Raw genomic sequence first — 25,316 nt, 5'->3', positions numbered from 1 at the left:
AGGATTTCCACCAACCGCTCGAACGGCAGGTCCGCATGTCCGAAGGCGGCGATATCGCCACTGCGGACCGCGCGCAGCACGTCGGCGAAGCTCGACTGCGCCTCGACCTCCGTGCGCAGCACCAGCGTGTTGACGAACATGCCGATCATGTCGTCGAGCGCGCGTTCACCGCGGCCCGCGACCGGCGTACCGATCGCGATATCGGTTTCACCGCTCAACCGGGACAGCAGCACCGCCAGGGCCGCGTGCACGACCATGAACATGGTCGCGCCGTGCGGACGGCCCAGCTCGGCCAGACGGGCCTGGGTTTCGGCGTCGATCTCGAAGGTGTGGATCGTGCCGCGGCCCGAGGCCACCGCGGGACGCGGCCGGTCGGACGGCAGGTCCAGCTGCTCGGGCAGACCGCGCAGCGTCTCGGTCCAGTACGAGATCTGCTGGGCGATCAGCGATTCCGAGTCGCCCTCGGAACCGAGCACCTCGCGCTGCCACAGTGCGTAGTCCGCGTACTGCACCGTCAACGGCTGCCAGGCGGGCTCGCCGCCGTCGACGCGGGCGCCGTAGGCGGTCATCACGTCGCGAGCGAACGGGCCCATGGAGAAACCGTCACCGGAGATGTGGTGCACCACCACGGCCAGCACGTGTTCGGTCGGGCTCACCTCGAACAGGCGGGCCCGCAGCGGCACCTCGGCGGTGACGTCGAAACCGGTGAGCACCAGCTCGGACAGCTGGCCCGGCAGTTCGGCCTCGGTGATCTCGATCGGCGTCAGATCCGGGATCACCCGGCTGGTCGGCACGATCTCCTGGTACGCCGCCAGCGCCGGCTCGCGGGAGTCCAGCGCCGCCTCGGGATACCGGGTGCGCAGCGATTCGTGCCGCGCCAGCACGTCGGCGACCGCGATATGCAGCGCCTGCCGGTCCAGCAGACCGGACATCCGGACCACGACCGGGATGTTGTCGACCGCGGACTCCGGGTCGAAGCGGTTCAGGAACCACATCCGCTGCTGCGCCAGTGACAGCGGAATTCGCTCCGGACGCGATTGCGGCACAAGCGGTTTGCGGGTGGAGCCACCGGTCCCGGATTCGGCGCGCGCGGCCAGCGCGGACACCGTTGACGCCTCGAAGATCTCGCGGACGCTCAGGTCGGTGTCGAGCGCGGCCGACAGCCGGGCCGCGACCTGGGTGGCGATCAGCGAGTTGCCGCCCAGGGCGAAGAAGTCGTCGTCCAGGCCGACGCGCGCGACACCCAGTGTCTCGGCGAAGATCTCGGCGACGATCTCCTCCACCGGCGTGGTCGGCGCGCGGAACACCGCGGCCTCGAACACCGGCGCGGGCAGCGCCTTGCGGTCCAATTTGCCCGAGGCGTTGAGCGGCAGCTCGTCCAGCACCATCACCAGCGCGGGCACCATGTAGGCGGGCAGGCGGCGGCCGAGTTCCTCGCGCACCTCGTCGGTGTCCAGGATCGACCCGGCCGCAACGACATACGCCACCAGCTGATCGCCGGTGTGCACGTCGTGGCGGACCACGGCCACGGCCTGGCCGATCTCGGGCAGGGCGGTCAGCGCGGATTCGATCTCGCCGAGTTCGATGCGCAGACCGCGCAGTTTCACCTGGAAGTCGGTGCGGCCCAGGTATTCCAGTTCACCGTCGCCGGTCCAGTAGACCAGGTCGCCGGTGCGGTACATCCGCTCACCGTCACCGAACGGGTTGGCCACGAACCGATCCGCGGACAGATCGGACCGGCGGACGTAACCGTGCGCCAGCTGCGTGCCCGCCAGATACAGCTCACCCGCGACACCCACCGGAGTCGGCTGCAATCGCGAATCCAGCACGTACGCACGGGTGTTGAACACCGGACGGCCGATCGGCACCGATTCCTGATCGGCCGCGGTGACCTGGTGGTAGGTCACGTCGACCGCGGCCTCGGTCGGGCCGTACAGGTTGTGCACGGCGGAACCGGTCAGCTCACGCAACCGATGCGCGGACCGGGGCGCCAGCGCCTCACCCGAGGAGAACACCATCCGCAGCGAACGGCACTGCGCCACAGCGGATTCGGCGACGAAGACGGACAGCATGGACGGCACGAAGTGCGCCACCGTCACGCCCTCGGCCGCGATCAGCTCCGCCAGATACGCCGGATCGCGATGACCGTCGGGCTTGGCCACCACCAAGCGCGCACCGATCTGCAACGGCCAGAAGAACTCCCACACCGACACGTCGAACGTCGACGGCGTCTTCTGCAACACCACGTCGTCGGCGGTGAGACCGTACTCGGACTGCATCCACACCAGGCGGTTCACGATCGCCGAATGCGGCACCGCGACACCCTTCGGGCGCCCGGTCGAGCCGGAGGTGAAGATGACGTACGCGGTGTCGGCCGCGCGCAACGGGTAACGGCGGTCGTCGTCGGTGAGCGGCTCGATCGCGTAGCCGGACAGATCCAGCAGATCGATGCGCACCTGCGCGGTGTCGATCTCCAGGTCGTCACCCGAGGTGAGCACGCAGACCGGATCCGCGGTGCGCAGGATGTATTCGGTGCGCTCGGCGGGATGATCCGGATCCAGCGGCACATACGCACCACCGGCCGCGGCGACGGCGTACATGCCGACGACCAGATCGATCGAGCGGCGCATGCCCAGGGCGACGAAGGATTCCGCACCCACACCGCGTTCCACCAGCCAGCGCGCCAAGCGGTGCACGCGGGCGGTGAACTCGGCGTAGGAAAGAGTTGTCTCCTCGAACGTGAGCGCGGGCTCCTCCGGCGTGCGGGCGGCCTGTGCCTCGAACATCGACACCAGCGTCGCGGCCGGATCGGGCAGCGGGTACGCGGTGTCGTTCCACCGCGTGACCACCAGATCGCGTTCGGCGTCGTCCAGCAGGGCGATATCGCCCACCGGCGCCTCCGGAGCGTCGGTGATCGCGGTCAGCACGCGAATCAACCGGGCCGCGATGCGGCGAACGGCGGTCTCGGAGAACAGATCCTGCAGATATCCGGCACGGATCCGCAGGCTCTGCCCGGCGTCGCCGGCCCGGGTGTCCAGCTGCGCGATCAGCGTCAGCGGGTAGTGCGTGGCATCGGCGGCCTCGAGCCCGGTGACGGCCATACCGTCGATATCGGCGGCCTGCGCCCGGATCCCCTCGGAGTCCATCGGATAGGACTCGAACACGACGAGGGTGTCGAACAGCCCGCCCATTCCGGCGGCCTGCTGGATGTCGGCCAGGCCGACGTAGTGGTGATCGAGCAGGTCGGCCTGCTCGCCCTGGGTCCGGGTGAGCAGTGCGCGCACCGATTCGGTCGGGTCGATGTCCACCCGCACCGGAACGGTGTTGATGAACAGACCCACCATGGACTCCACGCCCGGCAGCTGCGCCGGACGTCCCGAGACCGTGGTGCCGAACAGCACGTCGTCGCGACCGGTGGTGCGGCCCAGCAGGATTCCCCACGCGACCTGCAGCACCGTGTTCGGGGTGACGCCCAGCCGGGTCGCCAGCTCGGTGAGCCGCGCGGTGGCGGCCTGGTCCAGCTCGAACAGGTATTCACCGGACAGCGAGGTGATCTCGCGACCGGAGTCGGGACGGGTCAGCAGGGTCGGCTCGGACACCCCGGACAGCGCCGCGGCCCAGGCCGCGACCGACGCCGAATGATCCTGCTGCGCAACCCATTCCAGGAAGTGCCGGTAGGAGCGCACGGTGGGCATCGCGGCGGTGTCGGCGTGCGTCGCGTACAGCACCAGCAGATCCCGCATGAGCAGCGGCATCGACCAGCCGTCCAGCAGGATGTGGTGGTTGGACACCGCGAGCTGCCATTCGGCCTCGCCCACCCGGATCAGCGTGAACCGGATCAGCGGCGGCTCGGTGAGATCGAACCGCTGCGTCCGGTCGGCTTCGATGATCTCGCTCGCCGTCGCGCCCGGACGCGCGTGCGCCGGACGGCCGTCGTGTTCGGCCCAGGCCACCCGCACACCGTCCAGAACCAGCTGCACCGGATTGCCCTGGGCGTCGGTGACGAAGGCGGTGCGCAGATTCTCGTAGCGATCCACCAGCGCCTGCGCGGCCGCGCGCAGGCGATCCGCGTTCACCCGGCCGGTCAGCGTGAGCACCGCCTGCGCGGTGTACACGTCGACGGAGGTGGCGGCGAGCTGAGCGTGGAACAGCAGACCGGCCTGCAGGGCCGAGAGCGGCCACACCTCGATGAGTACCGGGGAGCGGCGCTCACCCGTTTGGGTCAGCGCCGGGAACCGGCGTTCCCAGTCGTCCACGTCCTGCTGGGTGCTGTGCACGAGGGCGAAGTCGGACGGGGTGTGCCCACCCGCCTGCGCGGAATCCGCGTGGCGCGCAACCGCTTCCACGGCCTCGATCCACAACTTACCGAAGCCCGCGACCGCCTCGTCGCCGAGCAGCGTGGTCGGATAGCCGATGTTGGCGGTGAGCTGATCGCCGACCACGATGGCATTGATGTCCAGGGGCGCCATCGCGGGCATATCGGCGTCGTAGTCGCCGCCGAGGGCACCCAGTTCGGGTGCGGGAACCCAGCCGAAGCCGCGCAGCGCCTCGGGCACGCCGCCCTCGGAGACCCGGCCCAGGTAGTTGAAGCTCACCTGGCCCGGCAACTGCGCCGGAAGCTGTGCGGCGGTGTCCGCGTTCATGTAGCGCAGCAGGCCGTAGCCCACGCCCTTGTCCGGGACCTCGCGCAGCTGTTCCTTGACCGCCTTGATCGCGCGGCCCATGGCGGGACCGCCGGTCAGCGCGGCCGCAAGATCGATGTCGGACAGATCCACCCGAACCGGGTAGATCGCGGTGAACCAGCCGACGGTCCGGGACAGATCCGCGCCCGGCACCAGATCCTCTTCGCGCCCATGGCCTTCCAACCGGATCAGCAGCGAATCGGTGCCCTCCGCGCCGGCCTCGCCGAGACGTTCGGCGCGCCACGCGGCCGTCGCCAGCACCAGGGCGGTCACCAGGGCATCGTTGACGCCACCGTGGAACAGCGCCGGAACCGTGGTCAGCAGAGCGCGGGTGACCTCGGCGGAGACCTCCACGTGATGCCGGGCGATGACCCCGGACACGTCGATGGCCGGATCCATCGGACGCGCGGTCAGCAGCGGGTCCGGCCCCTCGACCGCGGCACGCCAGCGCTCCAGTTCACCGGTGCGCTCGGTCGCGACCTGTTCGAGAGCATGAGCCCAGGTGCGCATGCTGGTACCCGGTTCGGCCAGCTCCGGAGTCTGTCCGGCGGACAGCTGTCCCCAGGCGGTGACGAAGTCCGGCACCAGGATTCGCCAGGACACACCGTCGATGATCATGTGGTGCGCGGCGACGACGAGTCGTCCGGCGCGCTCGGCGCCCGAGTCGGAGACCGGTTCGAGCCAGACGAACCGGATCACCACGCCCGCTTCGGGATCCAGCCGGTCCAGCGTGGCATCCAGTGCGGTGCGGGCGATCTCGAAGATCGCGTCCTCGTCGGCCGAGGCGTCGAATTCCACCCGGTCGATCAGCGCGTCCGCATCGACCGTGCCGGGTTCGGCAGTCTCGATGATCCATTCCGCGCCCGCGTGCCGCCGCAGCCGTGCGCGCAGCATGTCGTGCCGGTCGATGACCGCGGCCACGGTCGCGGCGATGCCCGCGCGGTCGATGCCGATCGGAAGTTCCAGCCCCAGCGTCTGATTGAAGCGCCCGATACCGCCGGACCGCTCCACCATGAACCGCACCACCGGAGTCAGCGGCATCGTGCCGACGCCGCCGCCGGGCAGTTCGGCCAGTCGCGCCACCATGTCGCCCTGGGCGTCGGTGGTGGTGGCGACCTCGGCGAGGGCGGCCACGGTGCGCTGTTCGAAGACATCGCGCGGGGAGAACACCACCCCGCGCGCCTTGGCCCGCGCGACCAGCTGGATGGACACGATGCTGTCGCCGCCCAGCGCGAAGAACGAATCCTCGATGCCGACCCGCTCGATGCCCAGCACCTCGGCGAAGACCTCGGCGAGGGTGTGCTCGAGCGGAGTGCGCGGTGCGGTGAAGGCGGCCTCGGAGGCGAAGACCGGCTCGGGCAGCGCCCGGCGGTCCAGCTTGCCGACCGGAGTCAGCGGGATGTGATCCAGCACCATCACCGACGCGGGCACCATGTAGGCGGGCAGCCGCTTGCCGATGTGCTCGGTCAGCGCCGCGACGTCGATCGCATGTCCCTGTGCCGCAACGACATAGGACACCAGCGAGGTCGCGCCCGCCGCACTGCGATGGCCGATCGTCGCGGCGAAGTCGACGGCCTCGTGCGAGGTCAGCGCGGCGTCGATCTCACCGAGTTCGATGCGGAAACCGCGGACCTTCACCTGGAAGTCCGAGCGGCCCACATATTCCAGACGGTGCTCCTGCGCGCCGTCCGGCAGCTGCCGCGAGGTCCAGCGCACCACGTCACCGGTGCGGTACATCCGCTGCCCCGGCGCGAACGGGTTCGCCACGAACTTGTCCGCGGTCAGGCTCGCCCGCTCGTGATAACCACGGGTGACCTGGATACCCGAGACGTACAGCTCACCGGCGACGCCGTCGGGCACCGGCTGCAGCCGGTTGTCCAGCACCAGCGAACCCACGCCGCGGTTCGGCCCGCCCATGGTGAGCGCGTCGCCGGGCAGCAGCGGCTCACCGATGTTGACCACGATCTGGGTCTCGGTCGGGCCGTAGATGTTGTGGAAGCTGCGGATCGGCCCGTCCGGGCCGCCCAGCGGAATCGCCCACTTGGCCAGCAGTTCCGGTGAATACGCCTCACCACCGACCGCCAGCACCCGCAGGCTGTCCAGTCCGGCCGGATCCAATGTCGCCAGCGCCGCCGGAGTGATGAACAGATGGCTGACCTGCTCGCGCCGGATCAGCTCGTACAGCTCCTCACCACCGAACACGCCGGTGGGCACGATCACCAGTGTGCCGGAGGGACCGACCGCGAACAGCAGCTCCATCAGCGAGGCGTCGAAGCTCGGCGAGGAGAAATGCAGTGTGCGCGAATCGGAGTCGAGCCGGTAGCGCGCGACCTGCTCGGCGCTGAAGTTGGCCAGACCCGCGTGCGGCACCACCACGCCCTTGGGCACACCGGTGGAACCGGAGGTGTAGATGACGTACGCGAGGTTGTACGGCCGCAGCGGGCGCACCCGGTCCGCATCGGTGACCGCCGCGCCGTCGAACGCGTCGAGGTCCAGCTCGTCCAGCACGAGCCACTGCACCGAATCCGGCAGATCCGCGCGCACCGAGGCCACGGTCAGGCCGATCGGGGTGCCCGAATCGGTGATCATGTGCTCGATGCGGTCGGCCGGATAGGACGGGTCGATCGGCACGAAGGCCGCACCCGACTTGGTCACGCCCCATTCCGCGAAATACGAGTCCGCCGAACGCGGAATCGCGATCGCGATCAGGTCCTCGGTGCCCAGGCCGCGATCGATCAGCAAGCGCGCCAGGCGATTCGAGCGTTCGTCGAGTTCACCGTAGGTCAGCCGGATGTCCCGGAACACCACCGCGGGCGCGGCCGGATCACGCGAGACGGCCGCGGCCAGCAGCTCGGGCAGCGTGCTCGGCGCGAGCGCGGGACCCCCTGTGCGGGAGACGATCTCGGTGCGCTCGGCCGGCTCCATGATCTCGATGGTCCCGACGACCACCTCCGGATCGGCGGCGATCGCCTCGAGCACCCACTGCCAGCGGGTGACGACCTGGGCGGCCGTGGCCTCGTCGAACAGTTCGGTCGCGTAGGTCAGCGCCAGGGACATCCCGGACGCATCCCGCTCGGACAGCGTGAACTGCAGATCGAAGCGGGCGATGTTCTCGTCAAGATCCAGCGCCGAGACCGTCAGGCCCGGCAGCTCGAGTCCGGCGCGTTCCATGTTCTGGAACGACAGCGCCACCTGGAACAGCGGATTGCGGGCCTGCGACCGCTCCGGCGCGAGCAGCTCGACCAGCCGCTCGAACGGGACGTCGGCGTTGCCGAACGCCTCCAGATCGGTGTGCCGCACCCGCTCGAGCAGTGTGCCGAACGATTCGGCGCGATCGACCTCGGTGCGCAGCACCAGGGTGTTGACGAACATGCCGACCAGATCGTCGAGCGCGGCCTCACCGCGTCCGGCGACCGGGGTGCCCACGGCGATGTCGTCGCCGCCGGACAGCCGGGCCAGCAGCACCGACAGCGCGCCGTGCATCACCATGAACAGTGACGAACCGCGCTGGCGGGCAACCTCCTCCAGCTTCGAGACCAGCTCCGGGGACAGCGTGCGCCACAGCGTCGCGCCGCGATGCGAGGCGACCGCGGGCCGCGGGCGATCCGCGGGCAGGGTCAGCTCGTCCGGAATACCGGCCAACGCGCCCTGCCAGTAGCCGAGCTGACGCGACAGCAGCGAGTCCGGATCGTCCTCGGTGCCCAGCGCCTCGCGCTGCCAGATCGCGAAATCGGCGTACTGCACCGGCAGCGGCGCCCAGCCGGGGGCGCTGCCCTGGGTGCGCGCGGTATAGGCGGTCATCAGGTCGCGGGCCAGCGGCGTCATCGAGATGGCGTCACCGGCGATGTGGTGCACCACCACGACCAGCACGTGCTCGTCGGGCTGCACCCGGAACAGCCGGGCGCGCAGGGGAACCTGTTCGGCCACATCGAATCCGATGGACGCGAACTCCGCGAGCGCGGCGGCCAGCTCGTCCGCGCCGATCGGGTAGGCGCGCAGGTCCAGTGCGATCTGCTCGGCCGCCACCACCAGCTGGGTCGGCGCGCCGCCGTGCTCGGGATAGCGGGTGCGCAGCGACTCGTGCCGCCGCACCACGTCGAAGATCGCCAATTGCAGTGCGGCGGTGTCGAGTTCGCCGGACAAGCGGATGGCCAGCGGCAGGTTGTAGGCCGCCGAGGACTTGTCGTACTGGTTCAGGAACCACATCCGCTGCTGCGCGAACGACAGCGGCACCAGATCGGTGCCGGTGCGCGGGCGCGGGGCCAGCCGCGGCCCGGCGTCGTCACCGGTGTGCGATTCCACCCGGGCGGCCAGGGCTTCCACCGTCGGCGCCTCGAACAGCGCGCGCACGGCCACCGTGGTGCCCAGCGCCGCGCCGATCCGCGCCACCACGCGGGTCGCGATCAGCGAGTTGCCGCCCAGTTCGAAGAAGTCGTCGTCCAGGCCGACGCCGCGTCCGGCGGACCGCTCGATGCCCAGCACCTCGGCGAAGACCGCGGCCACCGCTTCCTGCACCGGTGTCTCCGGCGCACGGTAGGCACGTGCCTGCACCGCGGGTGCGGGCAGCGCGCGGCGATCCAATTTTCCGTTGACGGTCAACGGGATTCGGTCCAGCACCACGAAGGCCGCGGGCACCATGTAGGAGGGCAGCCGCTCGGCCGCGCCGTCCCGCACGACGTCCAGCGCCGGCGCGGTACCCGGTTCGGGCACCACATAGGCGACGATGCGCTGATCCCCGGGCTGGTCCTCGCGCACGATCACGGCGGTCTGCGCGATACCCGGCTGGGCCAGCACCGCGGACTCGATCTCGCCGAGTTCGATGCGGAAACCGCGCACCTTGACCTGATCGTCGGCGCGGCCCAGATACTCCAGCTCGCCGTGCCGATTCCAGCGGGCCACGTCACCGGTGCGGTACATCCGGGCACCGGCCCCGGCCTCGTCCCCGAAGGGATCCGGAACGAACCGCGCCGCGGTCAGATCCGGGCGGCCCAGATATCCGCGGGAGAGCTGCGGCCCCGAGACGTACATCTCACCGGCCACACCGACCGGCACCGGGTGCAGGCGGTCGTCCAGCACCCGCACGCTCAGCCCGGCGATCGCCCGGCCGACCACCGAACCCGTTGCGGCGGAGACGGTTTCGGCGTCGATCGGCCGATACGACACGTGCACCGTGGTCTCGGTGATGCCGTACATGTTGACCAGCTGCGGATTACCCGGCGTGCTGCCGTCCGCACCCGCGCCGTACCGCGCGACCCAGTCCGCCAAGCGGCGCAGTTCCAGCGCCTCACCACCGAAGACGATGTACCGCAGCGACAGCGGCCGCGCCGCGGTCCGCGGATCGGAGACCGCGTTGCGGTCCGCCTCGGCGAGTTGGTAGAACGCCGAGGGCGTCTGGTTGAGCACCGTGACCCGTTCGCGCCGCAGCAGTTCCAGGAACTGTTCGGGCGAACGCGAGGTGTAGTAGTCGACCACGATCAGGGTGCCGCCGAACAGCAGCGGACCCCACAGCTCCCACACCGAGAAGTCGAAGGCGAAGGAGTGGAACAGCGTCCACACGTCGTCCGAGCCGAAACCGAAGTCCCGATCGGTGTTGGCGAACAGCCGCACCACGTTGCGGTGCTCGACCGCGACGCCCTTGGGCCGCCCGGTCGACCCGGAGGTGTAGATGACGTACGCGACGTCCTCGGCGCGCAGCGGCGCGAGACGGTCGACGTCGGTGACCGGATGTTCGCCGGAGTCCAGCAGATCGGGCACATCGATGCCGTAGTGGTCCATCAGCACGATCGGCAGCGTGGTCCCGTCCGCGCGCATGCCCAGGTCGATCTCGACGGTGCTGTCGATGATCGCCACCGCCGGATCCGAATCACCCAGCACATAGGCGATCCGCTCGGCCGGATAGCTCGGATCGACCGGCACGTACCCGGCGCCGGACTTGACCACCGCGAGCAGGGCCACCACCAGATCGGCCGAACGCGGCAGGATCACCGCGACCAGCGAGCCGGGTCGGGCCCCCTGCTCGATCAGCCTGCGCGCCAACTGATTCGCGCGCTGATCCAGGGAGGCGTAGGTGAGCCGGTCGTCGCCGAACTTCACCGCGATCCGGTCCGGATTCGCCACGACCATCTCGTCGAACAGGTCCGACAGGGTGCGGTCGCGATCGGCGAAACGCGCGGTCGCGGAGTCGTCGGCGCCGGAACTCACCCAGCGGTTGGTGACGTCGAGCCGCTCGGCCTCGCCGAGCAGATCGATATCGCCGAGCACCGCCGCCGGATCCTCGACCACGGCGTGCAGGATGCGCAGCAACCGGTCCGAGAAGGCGGCGACCGTCGCGGGGTCGAACAGATCGGTGGCGTAGTTCCAGGACAGCGACAACCCACCGGCGGCCGTGGCCGGATCCTCCGGAACGGCCTCGCCGACGGTCAGCTGGATGTCGAACTTCGCTGTGGCCGCGTCGAATTCGACGACCTCGAGGTCGAGGCCGGGCAGGCTCACCGCGGCCGCGTCCCGCTGACCGGTCGCCTCGAAGGTCAGCACGACCTGGAACAGCGGGTGGTGCGCCTGGGAGCGGACCGGGCTCAGCACGTCCACCAGATGTTCGAACGGCACGTCGGCATGGCCGAACGCGGCCAGATCCGTGCGACGCACCGCATCGAGCAGTTCGGCGAACCGCGCGTCCGGGCGGACGTCGGTGCGCAGCACGAGGGTATTGACGAACATGCCGACCATGTCGTCGAGCGCGCGTTCGCCACGGCCCGCGATCGGCGTGCCGATGGCGATGTCCCGGCTGCCGGACAGCCGCGCCGCCCAGGTCGCCAGCACCGCGTGCATCAGCATGAACAGCGTGACCCCGTGCGCGCGGGCCAGTTCGGTCAGCGCGCCGTGCAGTTCGGCGTCGATCGAGAAGTTATGTGTACCACCGGAATTGGTGGCCACCTCCGGACGCGGCCGATCCGCGGGCAGATCGATCTGCTCGGGCAGATCGCGCAGTTGCTCGGACCAGTAGGCGATCTGGCGCGAGGCCGCCGAGGCGGAATCCTCCGGCGCGCCCAGCACCTCGTGCTGCCACAGCGCGTAGTCCGCGTACTGCACCGGCAGCGGCGTCCAGGCGGGAGCCTCACCGCGGGAACGCTCGGAGTAGGCGGCCACCACGTCACGCAGCAGCGGCCGCAGCGAGAAGCCGTCACCGCTGATGTGGTGCATCACCAGCACCACGACGTGCTCGTCGGGCAGCTGCCGACGCCGGTCGCCGTTGCGGTTCGGCGCGCCCGCGCTGGTCACCTTCAGCAGACTCGCACGGAACGGGATCTCGGCGGTGACGTCGAAGTGCACGCTCGCCAGTTCCAGGATGCGCGCGGGCAGTTCCGCCTCGGTCACCGGTTCGGCGGTGAGTTCGAACTCCACCGACGGCGCGGGCAGCACCTGCTGATAGCCGACGCCCTCGATCTCGGGGTAGATGGTCCGCAGCGCCTCGTGCCGGATCTGCACATCGCGCACGGCGGCGGCGAAGGCGTCGCGATCCAGTTCACCGGTCAGCCGGATGGCGACCGGAATGTTGTTGACCGCGGTGCGGTGATCGAAGCGGTTGAGGAACCACATCCGCTGCTGCGCGGGCGAGAGCGGCACCAGCTCGGGCCGCGGCCGCGGGGTCAGCGGAGCGCGACCGCCCTGTCCCGCATGCGATTCCACACGCGCGGCCAGTGCCGCGACGCTGGACGCCTCGAACAGCACGCGCACCGGCACCTCGGTGTCCAGCGCCGCACCCAGCCGCGCCGCGACCTGCGTGGCCAGCAGCGAGTTGCCGCCGAGGGCGAAGAAATCGTCGTCCAGGCCGACCCGCTCCACGCCGAGGACCTCGGCGAGGGTATCGGCGACGGCCTGCTCGACCGAGGTGCCCGGCGCCCGGAACACCCGGGCCTCGAAGGTCGGCTCGGGCAGCGCCCGGCGGTCCAGCTTGCCCGAGGCGTTGAGCGGGAACTCGTCCAGCACCACGAAGGCCGTCGGCACCATGTAACCCGGAACCTGTTGTGCCAGTTCCGATTTCACCACGTCGACGGAGATCCGCGCACCGGGCGCGGCGACCAGGTAGGCGACCAGCTGATCACCCAGGCGCTCATCGGCACGCACCAGCACGACCGACTGCGCGACCGTATCGATGGCGGTGAGCGCCGATTCGATCTCGCCCAGTTCGATGCGCAGACCGCGCAGTTTCACCTGGAAGTCGGTGCGGCCCAGGTATTCCAGCTCACCACTCGGCGTCCAGACGACCAGGTCACCGGTGCGGTACATCCGCTCGCCACCGGCCGCGCCAGCTCCGAAGGGGTTGGCCACGAACCGATCCGCGGACAGGTCCGCCCGCGCCACATAGCCGCGCGCGAGCTGCGCGCCCGCGAGATACAGCTCACCCGCGACACCCACCGGAACCGGTCGCAACCGCGAATCCAGCACGTACACCCGGGTGTTGAACACCGGCGCGCCGATCGGCACGGCGATGGAGTCGGCATCAGTCACCTCGTGATGGGTGACGTCGACCGCGGCCTCGGTCGGGCCGTACAGGTTGTGCAGGCGCGCGCCGGTCAGCGCGCGCAACTGCTGTGCGATCGGACCGGGCAGCGCCTCGCCGGAGGCGAAGACGTTGCGCAGCCGCACCGCCGGGACATCGCCCGCGATCGACACGGTCCCACGCTCGCTCGCCAGCGCGGCGACGAACACCGCCAGCATGGACGGCACGAAGTGCGCGACCGTCACGCCCTCGGACGCGATCAGCTCCGCCAGATACGCCGGATCCCGATGACCATCGGGCTTCGCGACGACCAGCCGGGCGCCGATCTGCAACGGCCAGAAGAACTCCCACACCGACACGTCGAACGTCGACGGCGTCTTCTGCAACACCACATCGTCCGGGGCCAGCCCGTACTGCGCGTGCATCCACACCAGGCGGTTCACGATCGCCCCGTGCGGCACCGCCACACCCTTCGGACGACCCGTCGAACCGGAGGTGAAGATCACGTACGCGATATTCGACGGATGCAGTGGCGCAACGCGATCCGCGTCGGTCAGCGGCGCGGCGGAGAACACCGACAGATCCAGGTCCTCGACCACCGTCGGCGCGTCCGCACCGGCGCGACCGCCGGGCAGGTCGACGAAGTCGGTGTCGCTGGTCAGCACGCAGGCCGGACGGGCGGTGTCGAGGATGTACTCGTTGCGCTCGATCGGATGGTCCGGGTCCAGCGGCAGATACGCACCGCCCGCGGCACTCACCGCGTAGATGCCCACCACCAGCTCGATCGAGCGCCGCATGCCCAGTGCGACAACAGATTCGGGGCCGACGCCCTGCGTGACGAGCCAGCGCGCCAGCCGCCGGACGCGGTCGGCGAACTCGCCGTAGGACAGAGTCGTCCCCTCGAACGTCAGCGCGGGCGCGTCCGGGGTCCGTGCGGCCTGTGCCTCGAACAGCGAGATCAGGGTGTCCGCGGCGTCGTCCGAGGTGCTCGGCAGTGCCGCGGCGATCTCGAAGTCGGTCTCGTTCCAGCGGCGCAGCACCCGGATCCGCTCGGTGGGGTCGAGCAGTTCCAGATCGCCCACCGCCGCGGACGGATCGGCCACGACGGCCTCGAGTACGCGCACGAACCGGGCGCCGAACGTCCGGGCGAACGCAGAGTCGAAAAGATCCGCGGCATAGACGAGTTCGGCGTCCATCGCGGTGTCCGGACCCTCGCCGCCGACGGTCTCGGACAGGGTCAGCTGCAGATCGAACTTGGCCATCGGCGCATCGGCGCGCAGCTCGGACACGGTCAGTCCGGGCAGCTCGAGCATGGTCGGACCCATGTTCTGGAAGGTCAGCATGACCTGGAACAGCGGGTGCCGGCCCTGCGAGCGGGCCGGATCGACGACCTCGACCAGCCGCTCGAACGGCACGCCCGCATGCGCGAAGGCACCCAGGTCGCGTTCGCGCACGTCGGCCAGCAACTCGGTGAACGCCACACCCGATTCCACCGGCGTGCGCAGTACCAGCGTGTTGACGACCATGCCGACCAGATCGTCCAGGGCCGCCTCGCCGCGACCGGCGACCGGGATACCGACCGCGATGTCGTCGGTGCCGCTCAGGCGGGCCAGCAGGGCCGCGAACGCGCTGTGCACCACCATGAACAGCGTGCTGCCGTGCGCGCGCGCCACCTCGTTGAGCGCGTCGACGAGATAGCCGGGCACCTGGAACCGGTGCGTTCCGGCCGCGTAGGACGCGATCGGCGGACGCGGACGGGTGGACAGCCGCAGTTCCTCGGGCAGTCCGGCCAGTGTGGTGCGCCAGTAGTCGAGCTGGGTGGAGACCACCGAGCGGGGATCGTCCTCCGAGCCGAGCTGATCGCGTTGCCACAGTGCGTAATCCACGTACTGGATCGGCAGCGGCGTCCACTCCGGCGCGCGGCCCGCATTGCGCGCGACGTAGGCGATCATCAGATCGCGCACCAGCGGGCGCATCGAGAAACCGTCCGCGGCGATGTGATGCGCGACCACCGCGAGCACGTGATCGGTCGGACCGCTGCGGAACAGCCGCAGCCGCACCGGCGCCTGCGCCGTGACGTCGAAACCGCTTCCGGCGAATTCGGCCAGCGCGGCATGCAATTCACCGGCGTCGATCACATCGATCAGATCGATCCCCGGGAACGCCTGGGCCGCGGGCAGCACCTGCTGATAGCCGACGCCCTCATGCGAGGGGTACACGGTGCGCAGCGACTCGTGCCGGGCGACGATATCGGCCACCGCGCCGCGCAGCGCGGCCAGATCCAGCTCGCCGCGCAGCTGCACCGCCACCGCGATGTTGTTGGCCGCGGAGTCGGTGTCGAACCGGTTCAGGAACCACATCCGCTGCTGTGCCGGGGACAGCGGCGGACGTTCGGGCCGCGGACGCGCGGTGAGCGCCTGGCGCTCACCGGATCCGGTCTGGGTGCTCACCCGCGCGGCCAGTCCGGCCACGGTCGGGGCCTCGAACAGCGTGCGCACCCCGACCTGCGCGTCCAGCGCGGCGCTCAGGCGCGCGGTCACCTGGGTGGCGATCAGCGAGTTGCCGCCCAGGGCGAAGAAATCGTCGTCCGCACCGATCCGCTCGGTGCCCAGCAGTTCGACGAAGATGCCCGCGACCAGCTCCTCGAGCGGCGTCGAGGGAGCACGGAACTCGCGGGTGCTCAGCTCGGGCGCGGGCAGTGCGCGGCGATCGAGCTTGCCGACCGGGGTCAGCGGGATCTCGTCCAGCACCATGATCGAGGTGGGCACCATATAGCCCGGCAGCCGGTCCGCGACATGAGTCGAGACCGCGGCCACGTCGACCGCGTGCCCCGGCACCGCGCGCACATAGGACACCAGCACGGTCGAGCCGTTCTCGACGGTGTGGCCGAGGGTGACCGCGAAATCGACATCCGGATGGGCGGTCAGCGTGGCATCGATCTCGCCGAGTTCGATGCGGAAGCCGCGGATCTTCACCTGGAAGTCGTTGCGGCCGACGTATTCCACGACCGGAGTCGCCTCACGGCCGCCGCGCCGCCAGCGCACCACGTCACCGGTGCGGTACAGCCGGTCGCCCGCACCGCCGTACGGATCGGCCACGAAGCGCGCCGCGGTCAGCTCGCTGCGCGCGAAATAGCCTCGGGCCAACTGGATTCCGCCGACATACAGCTCACCCGCGACACCCTCGGGCACCGGATGCAGGCGGCTGTCCAGCACCAGGGCGCGCATACCCCGGACCGGACCGCCGATGGTGACCGGATCACCCGGCCGCAGCCGCGCGCTGATGTTGGTGGCGACGGTCGCCTCGGTCGGACCATAGGCATTGTGGAACCGTCGGTCGGTGCCCGAATCACTCGGCGCGGCAGACCATTTGGCGACCAGATCGGCCGAGACGGCCTCACCGCCGGCGATGATGACCGCCATCCCGGCCAGTGCGGCCGGATCCAGCGAGGCCAGCACCGACGGCGTGATCAGCCCGACCGTGACGCGCTCGCGGGCGATCAGCTCGCCGAGTTCCTCACCGCCGTAGGTGCCCGGCGGCACGACCACCAGGGCGCCCGCCGACCCCACGGCCAGCAGCATCTCCAGCACGGAGGCGTCGAAGGAGGGCGAGGCGAATGCCAGCGCCCGCGAATCACGGTCCAGGCCATAGCGTTCCACCTGCAACGTGCTGAAGTTCGCCAGGCCCGCATGGGTGACCACGACGCCCTTGGGCAGACCGGTGGAACCGGAGGTGTAGATGACGTACGCGACGTTGCCCGGCCGCAGCGGGCTGCGCCGATCGGCATCGGTGACCGGCGCGGGCGAGGCGGCCTCGGCGGCGTCGGTCAGCTCCGGATCGTCGAGGGCGAGCCAGCCCGCACCCGTCATCGGCGGCAGCGCGTCGATCCCGTCGAGCAGCGTGATACCCAGTTGCGCACCGGAATCGGTGATCATGTGCGCGATGCGGTCGGCCGGGTACGCCGGGTCGACCGGCAGGTACGCCGCACCCGTGCGGGTCACCGCCCAGATCGCGAGCACCGATTCGATCGATCGCGGAACCGCCACGGCCACCAGGACTTCGGGGCCCGCGCCGCGCGCGATCAGCACCCGCGCCAGCCGGTTGGCCGCCGCATCCAGTTCGGTGTAGGTCAGGGAACGGCCGCGGAACACGACCGCCTGGCCGTCCGGGTTGGCCGCCACCGCGGCGGCCATGATCTCCGGCAGCGTGGCCGGCTCGATCGCGACATCGCCACGGCGGGTGAGCAGTTCGGCGCGTTCGGCCTCGGCCAGGATCTCCAGATCCCCCACCGCCAGCTCGGGGCGCACGGTGATCTGTTCGAGCAGGCGCATGAAGCGTTCGGCGAACACCGCGATGGTCGGCTCGTCGAACAGGTCCCGGGCGAAGGAGAACTCACCCAGCATTCCGGCGTTGTCGGCGCCGGTCTCGCGCAGAGTCAGCGCCAGATCGAATTTCGCGGTCTCCACATCGAAATCGACCGTGCTGACCCGCAATCCGGGCAGTTCGAAATTGCGCTCGGGCAGATTCTCGAACGACAGCGCGACCTGGAACAGCGGATGGCGCGCCTGCGAGCGGGCCGGGTTGAGCACCTCGACCAGCCGCTCGAACGGCACGTCGGCGTGGGCGAACGCCTGCAGGTCGGTATTGCGCGAGCGGCCGAGCAGATCGGCGAAGCTCGCGGTGTCCGGCACCTCGGTCCGCAACACGAGCGTGTTGACGAACATGCCGATCAGATCGTCCAGCGCCGCCTCGCCGCGACCGGCAACCGGCGTGCCGATGGCGATGTCCGTGGACCCGGACAGCCGGGCCAGCAGAACGGCCAGCGCGCTGTGCATCACCATGAACAGCGACGCGTTGTGCCGACGGCCCAATTCCACCAGCCTGGACTGGATCTCGGGCGAGACGACGAAGGTGTGCGTACCGCCGCGATAGGTGGCCACGGCCGGACGCGGCCGATCCGAGGGCAGCATCAGCTCGTCGGGCAGATCGGCCAGCTCGCGTGTCCAGTAGCGAATCTGGTTGGAGATCAACGAGTTCTGATCGTCCTCCGAGCCGAGCACCTCACGCTGCCACAGCGCGTAGTCGGCGTACTGCACGGGCAGCCGAGCCCAGGACGGAGGCTCCCAGGTGGTGCGCGCGGCGTAGGCGACCATCACGTCGCGGGCCAGCGGCCCCATCGACCAACCGTCGGCGGAGATGTGGTGCACCACCATGCCGAGCACGTACTCGGTCTCGCTGACCTCGAAAAGCCTTGCGTGCAAGGGCACTTCGTTGGTCACGTCGAAGGCCATCGAGGCCAGCTCGATCAGGTGCTCGACGATATTGGTCTCGGTCACCGGGATCGGGGTCAGGTCGGGCACGATCTGCGCCGCGTCCAGCACCACCTGCACCGGCGCGCTGCCGGTCTCCGGGAACACGGTGCGCAGCGACTCGTGCCGGTCGATCACGTCGATGACCGCGACCTGCAGCGCCGCCACGTCCAGCTCACCGGACAGCCGGATGGCCACCGGGATGTTGTTCACCGAGGAGGCGGTGTCGTAGCGGTTCAGGAACCACATCCGCTGCTGTGCCAGCGACAGCGGCACCTGTTCGGGCCGCTCGCGGGCGACCAGCGCCTCGCGACCGCCGTCGCCGACGTGGGATTCGATCCGGGCCGCGAGGGTGGCCACGGTGCTCGCGTCGAACAGCATGCGCACCGGCACCCGGGTGTCCAGTGCGATGCCCAGGCGGGAGGCGACCTGCGTGGCGATCAGCGAGTTGCCGCCCAGATCGAAGAAGTCGTCGTCGACGCCGACCCGGGCCAGGCCGAGCACCTCGCCGAAGGTCTGCGCGACGATCTCCTCGATCGGCGTTGTGGGAGCGCGGAATTCGCGCAGTTCGAAGACCGGCGCGGGCAGCGCGCGGCGGTCCAGTTTGCCCGACGCGTTGAGCGGCAGCGCGTCGAGCAGCACCAGCGCGGAGGGGACCATGTAGCCGGGCAGCGCCTCGGTCAGTTCGGCGCGCACGGCCTCGGTGTCGATCTCGTGGCCGGGCGCGGCGACGAGATATCCGACAAGCTGATCGCCCAGCTGACCGTCCGAACGCACCACCGCGACGGCCTGCGCGACCGCGTCGATGGCCGTCAGCGCGGACTCGACCTCACCGAGTTCGATGCGCAGACCGCGCAGCTTCACCTGGAAGTCGGTGCGGCCCAGGTACTCCAGCTCACCCGCGAGGGTCCACTTGACCAGGTCGCCGGTGCGGTACATGCGCTCACCGGCCGCACCGTCCGCGAACGGGTCGGCCACGAAGCGGTCCACGGTCAGATCGGGCCGGGCCACGTACGCGCGCGCGAGCTGCACGCCCGCGAGATAGAGCTCACCCGCGACACCCACCGGAACCGGCCGCAGCCGCGAATCCAGAACGTAGACAGCGGTATTGAACACCGGACGACCGATCGGCACCGACACCGTGTCGAGTTCGTTCACCTGGTGGTAGGTGACGTCGACCGCGGCCTCGGTCGGGCCGTACAGGTTGTGCAGGCGCGCGCCGGTCAGTTCGATCAGCCGCTGCGCGGTCACCGCGGGTAGCGCCTCACCGGAGGCGAACACCTGTCGCAGGCCGAGTCCGGCCAGTTCGTCGATCGGGGCGGCGCCGATCTCGGCCACGAACATCGCGAGCATCGAGGGCACGAAGTGCGCCGTGGTGACCTGCTCGCCGGTGATCAGCCGCACCAGATACGCCGGGTCGCGGTGCCCGTCGGGCTTGGCGACGACCAGCCGGGCCCCGATCTGCAAGGGCCAGAAGAACTCCCACACCGACACATCGAAGGTGGCCGGGGTCTTCTGCACGACGACGTCGGTGCTGTCCAGGTGGTATTCGTGCTGCATCCACAGCAGCCGGTTCACGATCGCCCCGTGCGGCACCGCCACACCCTTGGGACGACCCGTCGAACCGGAGGTGAAGATCACGTACGCGATATTCGACGGACGCAGCGGCGCGAGCCGATCGTCGTCGGTCAGCGGCATGTCGGAGTAGTCCGACAGGTCGAGCCGGTCGATCTCCAGCACCGCGATATCGGTGCCGCTCTCGAACTCGTCCTCGACGGTGCTGAGCACACACACCGGACGCGCGGTGTCGAGCACGTAGCGGGTGCGTTCGGCCGGATGATCGGGATCCAGCGGAACGTACGCGCCACCGGCGACGGTCACCGCGTACATACCGACGACCAGATCGATCGAGCGCCGCATCCCCAGTGCCACCAGCGAATCCGGGCCGACGCCCAGCTCCGTCAGATGCCGGGCCAGGCGGTACACCCGGGTGGCGAACTCGCCGTAGGTCAGCGTCGTCCGCTCGAAGGTCAGCGCCGGCGCCTCGGGGGTGCGTTCGGCCTGCCGAATGAACAGCGAGGCCAGCGTGGCCGTATCCGGCACCGGGGCGGCGGTGGCGTTGCGCTCGCGCAGGACCAGGGTGCGCTCGGCGTTGTCGAGCAGTTCGATATCGCCGATCGGACGTGCCGGATCGGAGACGACCGCGTGCAGCGTCCGCAGGAAGCGATCGGCGAATGCGGCGACGGTGCTCGCGTCGAACAGATCCGTGGCGTAGGAGATCACCGCGGACACCCCGGCCGGGGAGCCGTCCGCGCCGCGCTGCTCGGTCAGGGTCCACTGCAGGTCGAATTTGGCGATGTCGACGTCGAGTTCGTCGGCGGTCACCGTGAGCCCGGCCATCTCCATGGTGGCGTGCGAGAGCTCCTGGAACGAGAGCATCACCTGGAACAGCGGATGCCTCGCCTGCGAGCGGGCCGGGTTGAGCACCTCGACCAGCCGCTCGAACGGGACGTCGGCGTGCGCGAATCCGGCCAGGTCGGCTTCCCTGGTGCGGGAGAGCAGCTCGGTGAATGTCTCACCACTGTCGATCTGCGAGCGCAGCACGAGGGTGTTGACGAACATGCCGATCAGATCGTCCAGCGCCTGTTCGCCACGACCCGCGATCGGCGTGCCGATCGCGATGTCCTCGGTGCCCGACAGCCTGGCCAGCAGCACCGCCAGCGCGCCGTGCAGCACCATGAACAGCGAAACACCCTGCGCGCGAGCCAATCTCGACAGCAGAATGTGCAGGTCCGGATCGATCTCGAAGGTCACCCGGCTGCCGTGGAAGCTCTGCACCGGAGGCCGCGGGCGATCGGTTGGCAGGTCCAGTTGATCGGGCAGGCCCGCCAGAGCGCCCTGCCAGTAGGCGATTTCGCGGGCGGCCATCGAATCCGGGTCGTCCTCGGAGCCGAGCACCTCGCGCTGCCACACGCTGAAGTCGGTGTACTGCACCGGAAGCGGCGACCAGGCGGGGGGTTCACCCGCCGCGCGCGCCAGATAGGCGGCGGTCACATCGCGCGCCAGCGGGCCGAACGAGAAACCGTCCGCGGCGATGTGGTGCACCACGAAGGCCATCGCGTAATCGGTGCCGGGCGCACCGGATCCGCCCGCAACCTTGTAGACCCGCACCCGGATCGGCAGCTCGCGCGTGACATCGAAACCGGTGGAGGCGAATTCGGCCAGCGCGGCGGCCAAACTGGCCTCCGCGATCGGCAGCACCGCGATGCCGAGATCGATCTCCTCGACGGGCAGCACCTGCTGAGTGCCGCCGCCCTCGGGAGATTCGGGGAACAGCGTGCGCAGCGACTGCTGGCGCGTCATCACGTCCAACAGCGCCGCGGTCAGCGCATCGATGTCGACCGAGCCGCGCAACCGCACCACGAACGGCAGGTTGTAGGTCGGGACGGTCGGATCGAACTGGTTGATGAACCACATCCGCTGCTGGGCCAGCGACAGCGGCACCGGCTCGCCGTTCTCCCCGGTGTGCTGGGCGACCAGCGGCGGCCTGGAAATCTGTGCGGGCGTTGCGGATTCGGCACGTGCGGCGATGGCCGCCACGGTGGGCGTCTCGAACAGTGCCCGCACACCCAGGGTGATGCCGAAGGCGGCGGAGATGCGCGAGACCACCTGGGTGGCGACGAGCGAGTTGCCGCCCAGTTCGAAGAAGTCGTCGTCGATGCCGACCCGGTCCTGGCTCAGCACATCGGCGAAGATCCCCGCGACGATCTCCTCGGCCTGAGTGCGCGGGGACCGGTATCCTGCCGCGTCCGCGCTGAACACCGGCTCCGGCAACGCTTTTCGGTCCAGCTTGCCGGAGGTGTTGAGCGGGAAGGCGTCCAGCACCATGATCGCCGAGGGCACCATATAGGCGGGCAGCTGCTCGGCGGCGAACCGGCTCAGTTCCACCGGATCGATCGAAAGCCCTGGCGCGGGAACGACATAGGCCACCAGTTGCTGACCGGTGGCGGTATCGGCCACCAGCACCACGGCCTGGCTCACCGCCGGGTGGGCCAGCAGATCGGTCTCGATCTCACCCAGTTCGATGCGCTGGCCGCGGAACTTCACCTGGAAGTCGGTGCGGCCGATGTACTCCAGCTCGCCCGCGACGTTCCAGCGCACCAGGTCACCGGTGCGGTACATCCGGTCGCCGGGCAGGCCGTAGGGATTCGCGACGAACCGGTCCGAGGTCAGATCGGCCCGGCCGCGGTACCCCCGCGCCAGCTGCCGACCACCCAGGTACAACTCGCCAGGTGCGTCGATCGCGACCGGGCGCAGCCGCGAATCCAGCACGTACACTTCGACATTCCACTCGGGCACACCGATCGGCACGACGGTGGTGTCGGCTTCGGTCGCGGTCCGGTGGGTGACCGAGACCGCGGCCTCGGTGGGGCCGTAGAGGTTGTGCAGACCGGCGCTGTGTCCACTGGGCACGACCGGGGGGCCTACGTGGTTACGCTCCGCTGCCGCCTCCGGCCCTGACCCGGTCGTGCCGAAGATCGCCCGGAAGCCCGCCGCGGTCTCCGGCGGCAGCGCCTCACCGATGACGAAAACCGCACGCAGCGTGGCACAGTCGTCGCGGGAGGCCGAGGCGACGAAGACGGTCAGCATCGAGGGCACGAAGTCGGTGATCGTCACCCCGTGACGGCGGATCATCTCCGCGACGTACACCGGATCGCGATGTCCGTCCGGTGTGGCGACGACCAGCTTCGCACCGGACAGCAGCGGCAGGAAGTAACCCCACAGCGAGACGTCGAAGGTGGTGGCGGTCTTCTGCAGATAGACGTCGTCGGCGATGAAACCGTACTGCTCGAGCATCCACAACTGCTGGTTGACGATCGCCCGGTGGGTGACCGCGACGCCCTTGGGGCGACCCGTGGAACCGGAGGTGTAGATGACGTACGCGGTATTCGAATCACGCAGCGGCGCAAGCCGATCCGCATCGGCGATCGGATCGGCGGGGTACTTCGACACGTCCAGGGTGTCGATCTGCACCTGCCGCACCGACTCCGGCAGCTCCACCTCGTCACCCGAGACGGTCAGCACGCAGACCGGTGCCGCGGAGTCCAGGATGTACGCGGTGCGCTCGGCCGGGTGATCGGGATCGATCGGCACGTACGCGCCACCGGCCTGCAGGACCGCGTGCATGCCGACAACCAGCTCCAGCGAGCGCCGCATACCAAGGGCCACAAGCGATTCCGGACCGACGCCGTCGTCGATCAGGTGCCGGGCGAGCCGGTTGACCCGGGCGGCGAACTCGGCGTAGGTGAGCGTGTCGCCCTCGTAGTCGAGCGCGACGTTCGACGGGGTGCGCCGCATCTGCCCGTCCAGCAGCGCCGCGAGCGTCGTCTCGGGGACCTCGTGGGTGGACTCGTTCCACTCGACCAGGGTCCGGTCCAGCTCGGCCGTGGTGGTGATCGGCAGCGCCCACACCGGCTGGTCGGCCGCGGCCGCCAGGAACCGGTCGAAGAATTCCAGGAAACGCGAATGATGCTGTTGCGCTTCGTCTTCCGAATACAGGTTCGGGTTGGTCTCGAAGTCGATGCGGGAGCGCGCACCGCCCTCGGTCTGATAGAAGTTGACGCCCAGATCCTCGATGGATCCGGTCGAGAGCACATGCAGCTGCCCGACCAGCTCACCCAGGGCGAGTTCGTCCTGGAACAGCATGATGTTGACCCACGGCCCGAAGAACTCCTTCGTGACCGCGCCTGTCCCGCCCGCGCTGTCGCGGCGGATGTCCTCGTGCCGGTAGCGCTGATGCCGCAGCGCGCCGGAGACCTCCACGGTCACCGAGCGCAGCAGATCCGCGACCGTGGTCTCGTGGCCGACATGCAGCCGCAGCGGCACGATATTCGAGGTCACACCGCCCGAGCGGCGCATCAGCGCGGTGGTGCGTGCGGTCACCGGCAGGCTCAGGATGACGTCCTCGGCGCCGTTCCACTGCGCCAGATAGGCCGCGAATCCCGCGATGAGCATGGCCGCGGGCGAGGAGTCGTAACCGCGCACGGCCGCATCGAGCAGTTCGTTGCGCTCGTCGCTCAACGCCTCGGACACCACGCCGTTCAGCGGTGCGGGCGGGGCCGAGCGCCCGGTCAGGCTCGTACCCTCCTCGAGTCCGGCCACCCGCTGCGCCCAGTGTTCCTTGTCGGACTGGAAGCGCGTGCTGTCCCGGTAGGCGAATTCGGATTCGACCAGTGAGCGCAGATCCGCGGCCTTGGCGGGCGTGGGCTCGGCCCCGGCGAGGTACGCGGTGTACAGCTCGGCGATGCGCTTCTGATTCGTCATCGCGCCGAAGCCGTCGAGTGCGATGTGGTGGGCGCGGGAGTACCAGAACCAGTGGTCGTCGGCGAGCTGCAGGGCCGCGACGGCGACGAGTCGTTCGGTGGTCGGATTCAGCGGGCGGCTGTACTCCGCACGCATCCAGGCGTGAGCGGCGGCTTCGGGGTCGGCCTCGTCACGCAGGTCGACGTAGGTGACCTTGTCGTGGTCGGCGATGGAGTGGTCGATCCACTGCAGGGGCTCACCGTCACGTTCGACGATGCGCAGGAAGCCCGAACCGAGCTCGCGAGAGGCATCGATGCTGGCTCGCTCGAGCACGTCGACGTCCAGGTCGCCGTGCAGGTCGACGTACTGGGCGATGGTGATCGGCACCTGCGGGTCCAGGTGCTGGGCATACCAGATGCCCAGCTGCGCCGGCGACAACGGGAAGAGCGCCTCCCCGGAGTCCGGCGCTGCCGCGATCTCGCTGCCAGCTTCGCCGTTCCCGCCGAAATCCCGCCGGTCCAA

The 25,316-nt window shown here is 69.7% G+C and carries 1 protein-coding gene (running past one end of the window); it reads right to left on the bottom strand.

Annotation, left to right across the window (positions count from 1 at the left end):
- Nucleotides 1–25,316 carry the 5' portion of a non-ribosomal peptide synthase/polyketide synthase gene (locus tag K7711_RS15125; protein ID WP_222969903.1) on the bottom strand. Its footprint begins 25,042 nt before the window's first position, so 25,316 of the gene's 50,358 nt are visible here — the first part of the coding sequence; its start codon is at nucleotides 25,314–25,316; the stop codon falls past the left edge of the window.

Origin of the sequence: Nocardia coffeae (genome assembly GCF_019890715.1) — a bacterium.
Lineage (GTDB): Bacteria > Actinomycetota > Actinomycetes > Mycobacteriales > Mycobacteriaceae > Nocardia > Nocardia jiangxiensis.
The sequence above is the reverse complement of the archived record's forward strand: the minus strand, read 5'-3'. Positions and strand labels throughout refer to the sequence as shown.